2 protein-coding genes are annotated in these 6,113 nt (G+C 74.9%); both read right to left on the reverse strand.

Annotated elements, in window-relative coordinates:
- The coding region (locus D6718_13580; GenBank protein ID RMG42626.1) for a hypothetical protein at positions 1–2,883 on the reverse strand (2,883 nt) is incomplete at its 3' end.
- Positions 2,880–5,921 (reverse strand): PD-(D/E)XK nuclease family protein, encoded by a 3,042-nt coding sequence (locus D6718_13585; protein RMG42627.1) that lies wholly within the window; start codon positions 5,919–5,921, stop codon positions 2,880–2,882. The genes D6718_13580 and D6718_13585, both read right to left, overlap by 4 nt.
- Between the last annotated feature and the right edge of the window lie 192 nt (positions 5,922–6,113).

Consider the following 6,113-nt stretch of genomic DNA (forward strand, 5'->3'; position numbering starts at 1 on the left):
ATCGAGGCCTTCGCGAGCCGCGGCTCGGCGCACCGCTTCCCGGGGGTCGTCCAGCAGGCCGGTCACCAGCCACCGGAGGGCTTCGTGAACGGCGCGGCCGATCCGGCGTCCCTGCGCGGAATCCCGAGGGCCGGCGGCTGCTTTCCCGGAGTCCTCCCCGCTTCCCGCATGCAGGTCGGAGGGGATGCACAGGACGCGCCGGTCGGCCCGCTCGAGCAGCTCCCTTCGCGCGCGCTCCCACGCGGCGCGCCGACTCCTCCCTTCCGCCGGATCCCCGAGATCGAGCCGGCGCGCGGGTCCGGGCGGTGCGGCCGGAGGGGAACCGAAAGCGAGCCATGGCTCCGGCGGCTGCTCCCCCGCCCCCGCCGCCTCCTCCCACCGGCGGAAGCTCGGGGAAAGGCGGAGGATCCCGAGCACCGATTCCGCGTCCAGCTTTTCCGTTCCCGGGTAGCAGGGAATCGCCACGCGGCAGCGCGCGCGGGTGAGAGCGACGTAGACGAGCCGCGCCCGCTCGGCGCGGTCCAGCTCGCGATTCCTCTCGTCGGCCTCCGCGAACCCGGGCGAGGCGAAACCCTTCTGGAGGCGCACTTCGAAGGTCTCCGGCGGGCTCCCCTCGGCGGGAACGCCGGCGCACGCGGCCGGCGTGCGGCGGGAACTGCCCGCCGCGACGTCGTACAGGGCGACGAGGTCCCACTCGAGTCCCTTCGCGCCGTGAATGGTGAGCAGCGTCACGCGGTCCTCGTCCTCCGCTTCCGGCGCTTCCGGCTCGCGCGCCTGCTCCTCGCCGAGGCGGCTCCGGAACTCCCGCACCAATCCCGGCAGGTCCAGCCCCTTCTCGCGCCAGTGGACGCGGGCGATGTCGAGGAGCTTGGCGAGGTTGCCCGCGGCGCGCCGGCCGTCCCGCAGCGTTTCGAGGAGGAGGAGGTAGCCCGATTCCCGGAGGATCTCCTCCACGAGGCGGGGCGGCGACATCTCGCGCGCGCGGCGCGCCCAGGCGGCGAGCCGCTCGAGCGCCCGCTTCACGTCGGGATCGCCCGCGTCGCGACGCTCCGCCGGCGCCAGCGACCCTCCGGCGCGCACGTGGCGGAAGAGCGCCTCGTCGGTCACCGCGAGCAGGCGGCTGCGCATGGCCGCCACCGCGCGGGTGGCGTCCCACGGATCGGCGACGCTCTCGAGGACCTGGACCAGTTCGGCGATCTCGAGCCGGCGGTAGAAGTGCTGCGAGCGCTCCTGCCGATAGGGAACGCCGGCCTCGTCGAGGATGTCCTCCAGCAGCCGGGCGCGGCTCGCGGTGCGGAACAGCACGGCCATCTCGCGCCAGGGAACCTTTTCGTGCTCCCTCGCCGCCAGCAGGACCGAGGCCACCGCGCGCGCCTCCGCCTCGGCGCGGGCGTCGGCCGACCCCGTTTCGTCGATCGGGAGGAGGGCGAGGGCCGGACCCGCCAGGCCCCCGGGACGCGCGTCCGGCGGGCAGGGCTCGAGGTCCTGCCAGTCGGCCTGGCCCCGAGGCCAGCGCCCTGGATCGAAGATCTCCCGGCCGACGCGGTTGATCGCCTCGAGAAGTTCCGGCCGGCTGCGGAAGTTGGTGCCGATCCGGCCGAGGTCCCCTCTCGACTCGAAGCGCGCGATCTGCCGTTGATAGCAGCCGACGTCGGCACGGCGGAAACGGTAGATCGACTGCTTCGGATCGCCGACGACGAAGAGCACCGGGCCGCCTTCTCCTTCCGCCAGGCTCTCGACGATATCCACCTGCAGCGGGTCGGTGTCCTGATGCTCGTCGACCATCAGGGCGCGGATCTCCCGCCGGAGGCGGCGGCGGACGCCCGCGTCGTTCCTCAACAGCTTCCGCGTTTCGTACAGAAGGTCGACCTGCGAAAGCAGGCCCCGGTCGCGGCGCCGCTCGCGGGCCCAGCGGCGGAAGGCGTCGATCTCGCTCGCCGCGCGCAAGACGAGCGGCGCGTTGACTTCCAGCAAGCGCTCCGCGGCCTCTTCCCGGAACCGGCGCCAGTCCGCCCGGATTCGGGCCGGCACCCCCCGATCCCGGTAGTTGGAACCGCTGCCGATGTTGCCGGTGACGAAGGGAAGCTTGACCGTTCCGCCGTCGAGCCGATCGAGGAGCCAGCGGCTGCGGGCGCGCGCCGGAAGTCTCCCGAGTCGTTCGATCTCCGTGTCGAGGGCGCGGAGCGCACCGGCGAGGCGATCCTGCGCACCCTCCTGCAGGGCGGACTCCACCTGCCCGCGGAACCCGCGGACGCGCTCCGCCAGCCACGTCCACAGAGCGTCCTCGTCCCCGGACCCGGCCGGTTCCCCCGCTGGTCGCAGATCCGGGTTTTCGAGGGCGAAGCGCGCCACCTCCCAAAGGTCGGCCAGCGCGATGCCGCGCCCCACGAGTTCGGTGAGCGCCGGGAGGCCGTCCGGCTCCGCCAGTCTCGCGGCGAGCCATTCCTGCCAGAGCTCCCGCGCGTACATCCGGTCGAGGCCTTCCTCGACGACCTGGAAGCCGGGATCGAGGCCCGCTTCGAACGCGTACTGGGAGAGAACCCGCCGGCAGAAGGCGTGGATCGTGCAGATCCGCGCCAGGGGAAGCTCGCGGCGCGCCCGGCGAAGACGCTCGGCCACCGGGCCGCCGGCCGATTCCCTCGCCTCGCGCGCGATCCGCGAGCGCACGCGCTCGCGCAGCTCGCGCGCCGCCTTGCGGGTGAAGGTGATCGCGACCAGCTCGGGCGCGCGGAAGGCGCCCTCCGCCAGCCCCCGCAGGATGCGCTCCACGAGGAGCGTGGTCTTCCCGGTTCCCGCTCCCGCCTCGCAAGCGAGCGATCGGCCGTGCTCGCGGACCATCCGGTCGCGCACGGCTCCGTCGGCGAGTGGGGCGCCGCGCGTCACGGGTACGTCTCCTCCAACCGCTCCTGCTCCCGGTGGCGGCGGTCGCCCTCCTTCCGCGCGCGGTGGCGCGCGCGAGCCGGCCCGCACAGGGCGACGAAATCGCACCAGCGGCAGCGGTCCTCGGCGAAGGGGAAGAAGTCGCCGCGCCGGCGCCGCTCGAGAAGCAGGCCCAACAGCGACTCGATGGCCGAGCGCCGCGCTTCGATCGACTTCGCCGAGATCCGAACGTCTTTGTCGCCCTTAAGCGGCACCAGGCGGACCGAGGCGACCGGGTAGCCCTTCTTCCGCGCCGCGATCGCATACAGCGGCAGCTGCAGCGCCTTGCCGCCGCGCAGCAGCCGTTCGTCGCTGATCCGGGTCTTCGCCGTCCACTTGTAGTCGACGATCTCGTACTCCTCGCTTCTGCGGTCGATCCTGTCGGCGCGTCCCCGGAATCTCAGCGACGCCCCTTCGGCCTCGATCTCGGCGTCCAGATCCCGCTCCGTCTCCTGCGGGACCGCTCCGTCCTGCTCCAGCCGGGGCAGCTCGCGCAGGAGGTACAGCGCCAACCGGTCCCGCACCTCGGCGGCGGCCGCCTCCCACAGCCGCCGCGCGGCGTCGTGCGCGGGCGCTATGGCGGCGAGGCTCTCGGCGACGGCCCGGTCGAGGCTCTCCGCTGCGCTCCGCGGCCCGCCGCGGCCCGCGAAGATGCGCCGGAGAACGTCGTGCGCGAGGCTTCCCACCTCGCGCGGGCCCAAAGCCAGCTCCTCCGCCGCGTCGTCCCACGGGCCGAGGCGCAGCACGCGCCGCAGGAAGTAGCGGAACGGGCAGTCGGCCAGATCGCGAAGGTCGGAAGCCGTGACCGGGCCGTCGGCGGACCCCTCCCCCACGATCCCGTCGGCGGGGCCGAACCGGGGAACGGCCCATCGCTGCCGCTGGAAGTCGAGCGCGCGAACGAAGTCCTCCCGGCTCCGGAGGTGCCCCGCCGGCCCGCCCTCCTCGGCCAGGACGGCGAGGTCGTACTCCTCGAGATCGAGCAGCGGCCGGTCGGCGTCGTCGCGGTCCGGCCTCGCGAGCGGGACGCGGACCACGGCCTCGGCGGTGGACGGATCGGAAGGATCGACCCCACCCTCCGAGAGCGCCTCGATGAGCTGGGCGAGCGGATCGGCGGGGTGGCGCACGGCGCCGGTCACGTCGTCGGTCCGGGACCAGGCGAGGGTGAGGCGCTCGCGCCCGGCCGCCCTCGCGAGCTCGAACAGGATCTCCGCCTCGTCGGCCCGCTCCGCCGCCGGCTTCAGGGGATATCCGGTGGTGCCGCGGAGCAGCTCCCGGAGACGGTCGTCGAGGAGAGGATCGGCGGGACCCGGGGCGCCGAACCGCTCCTGCGACAGGCCGACGACCCAGGCGGCCCGGGCGGCCAATCCTCGCGCGTGGTTGAGATCGAGCACGCTCACCGCTTCGCCGGGGCGGCGAGGCGCCGGGGCGGTGACCGGCTCTCCCGGCGCGTTCACGGGCCGGCGGAGCACCCGCCGGACGATCGCGTCGAGAGCCAGCGGGACGTGCGGCCGGAGCGCGGAGAGGCGCTCCCCGAGCGCCGCCGCCTCCTCCTCGAACGCCTCGCACAGCTCCGGTTCCAGTCCCGCTTCCCGGGCGAGCGCCGCCGTCTGTGCCGCCAGCTCCTGCCACCCGAGCGCGCCGCCCTCCGCGCGGGCCCGCGCGAGCTCGAGCTTCCCGAGGAGCGCGCGCACCCGTTGCGCCAGGCGGCGCGAGCGCTCCGCCGCGCGCTCGAGCTGCGCGGGATCGGCGACGCCGGGCACCTCCTCGTCGTCGTCCTCCGCGGCGGAGCGGATCCGGGCGGCGCGGGCCTCGCATCTTCCGGCAAAGCCCTCCAACGCCTCCGCCCAGACCTTCGCGTCCGGGCGGCCCACGCACCCCGCGGCGCGGAGCAGCGCCGGAACGCGGCCGGGGGGGAGGGCTTCCTCGTCACCCGCCGCCAGAAGGCAGGCCGCCGCCTCCGGCCGCGCCTCCCCCGCGAGGAGTTCGGCCACGGCCGAAAGGGCCCGGCCCGAAGGCCGGTCCTCCCATCTCTCGGCGTGGTCGCCCGCGACCGGCACGCCCGCGCGCTGGAGCGCCGCGAGGACCGGCCGCTCGAGGGCCTCCCGGTCGGAGAGGAGGACGGCCATCTCCCCGAACGGAACCTCGCCGGCCGCCGCGAGGATGTCGCGCGCCACTTCGCGCGCCTGCGCCTCCTCCCCGGGACAGGCGAGGATGCGAACCGCCGGCTCGGCCGGCGTTCCGGGGGGCTCCCTCTCCGCGCGGTCCCTCCGAAAACCGTGGCTTTCGAGAATCTGCGCGGTGCGCTCGACGATCTCCGCGGCCGGCGAATCGGGGGGCGGGACCGGGAGGAGCCACGTCACGTCCGCGGTGCGCGCCAGGGAGGCGACGAGATCGCGTTGGACGGCGGTGATGTCGTACACGGCGTGCACCAGGACGTGGCGAAGGCCCGGAGGCGGGCCGGCCTTCGCCGCCGCCCGGTACAGCGCCGCGTCGTCGGCGAGGCGGTGGCGGTCGAGCAACCTCCGGTACTCGCGAAGGAGCCGCCGCAGATGCTCGAGGCGCGGCGCGGCGGAACGGAGCTCCGGCTCCAGCTCCGCTGCGGGCGGCAGATCCTCCGCCCCCGCCTCGCGCAGATCGCGCAACGAGCGCGCCACCGCCCGGATCACCGCCGGCCGCCCCGCCCGCTCCCCAAGCGGTCCCGGGTCGCGGCGCAGGAGTTCGGCGACCACCAGATCGACCTCGTCATCGGCCATCGCGCGGCGCTCGTCGAAAGGGGCCGCGAGATCCCGCGCGAGGTCGGGAAAGGTGGCGGGCACGCCGCCGGCAAGAGAGCCCGCGCGCCGCGCCGTCTCGCGGAGAAGCGCCCGGGCGACCTCGAGCGAGGGCGCGAGGACGATCTGGGAAACGGGACCGCCGGCGGAGTCGGCCACCACGCAAAGTCGCCGGATCGCTTCGTCCCAGAGGAAGCGGGGAGACCTTTCGACCAGTTCGAGGGCCGGCATGGCGGCCATTATCGGGGGTGCGCGGGCGGGCCGGCAGAAGGCGACCGCCGGGCGCGTCGAGCGCGAAGCGCATCCTCGGGCCAGCGCCTCGCGCCGGCTGCGGCGCCGCGCCCCGGGGAAAGGCCGTCGGTTCGTCTGCCCCCAAGGGGAGCTCGCGGGCGCTTGCCGGCAGGCCTGCGCCCGCCCCCCGAA

Source organism: Acidobacteriota bacterium, from assembly GCA_003696075.1.
Classification (GTDB): domain Bacteria; phylum Acidobacteriota; class Polarisedimenticolia; order J045; family J045; genus J045.

What these genes read in the sequence shown, in the direction of transcription:
- D6718_13585 (RMG42627.1), bottom strand. Translation starts at nt 5,921, where the DNA reads ATGCCGGCCCTCGAACTGGTCGAAAGGTCTCCCCGCTTCCTCTGGGAC.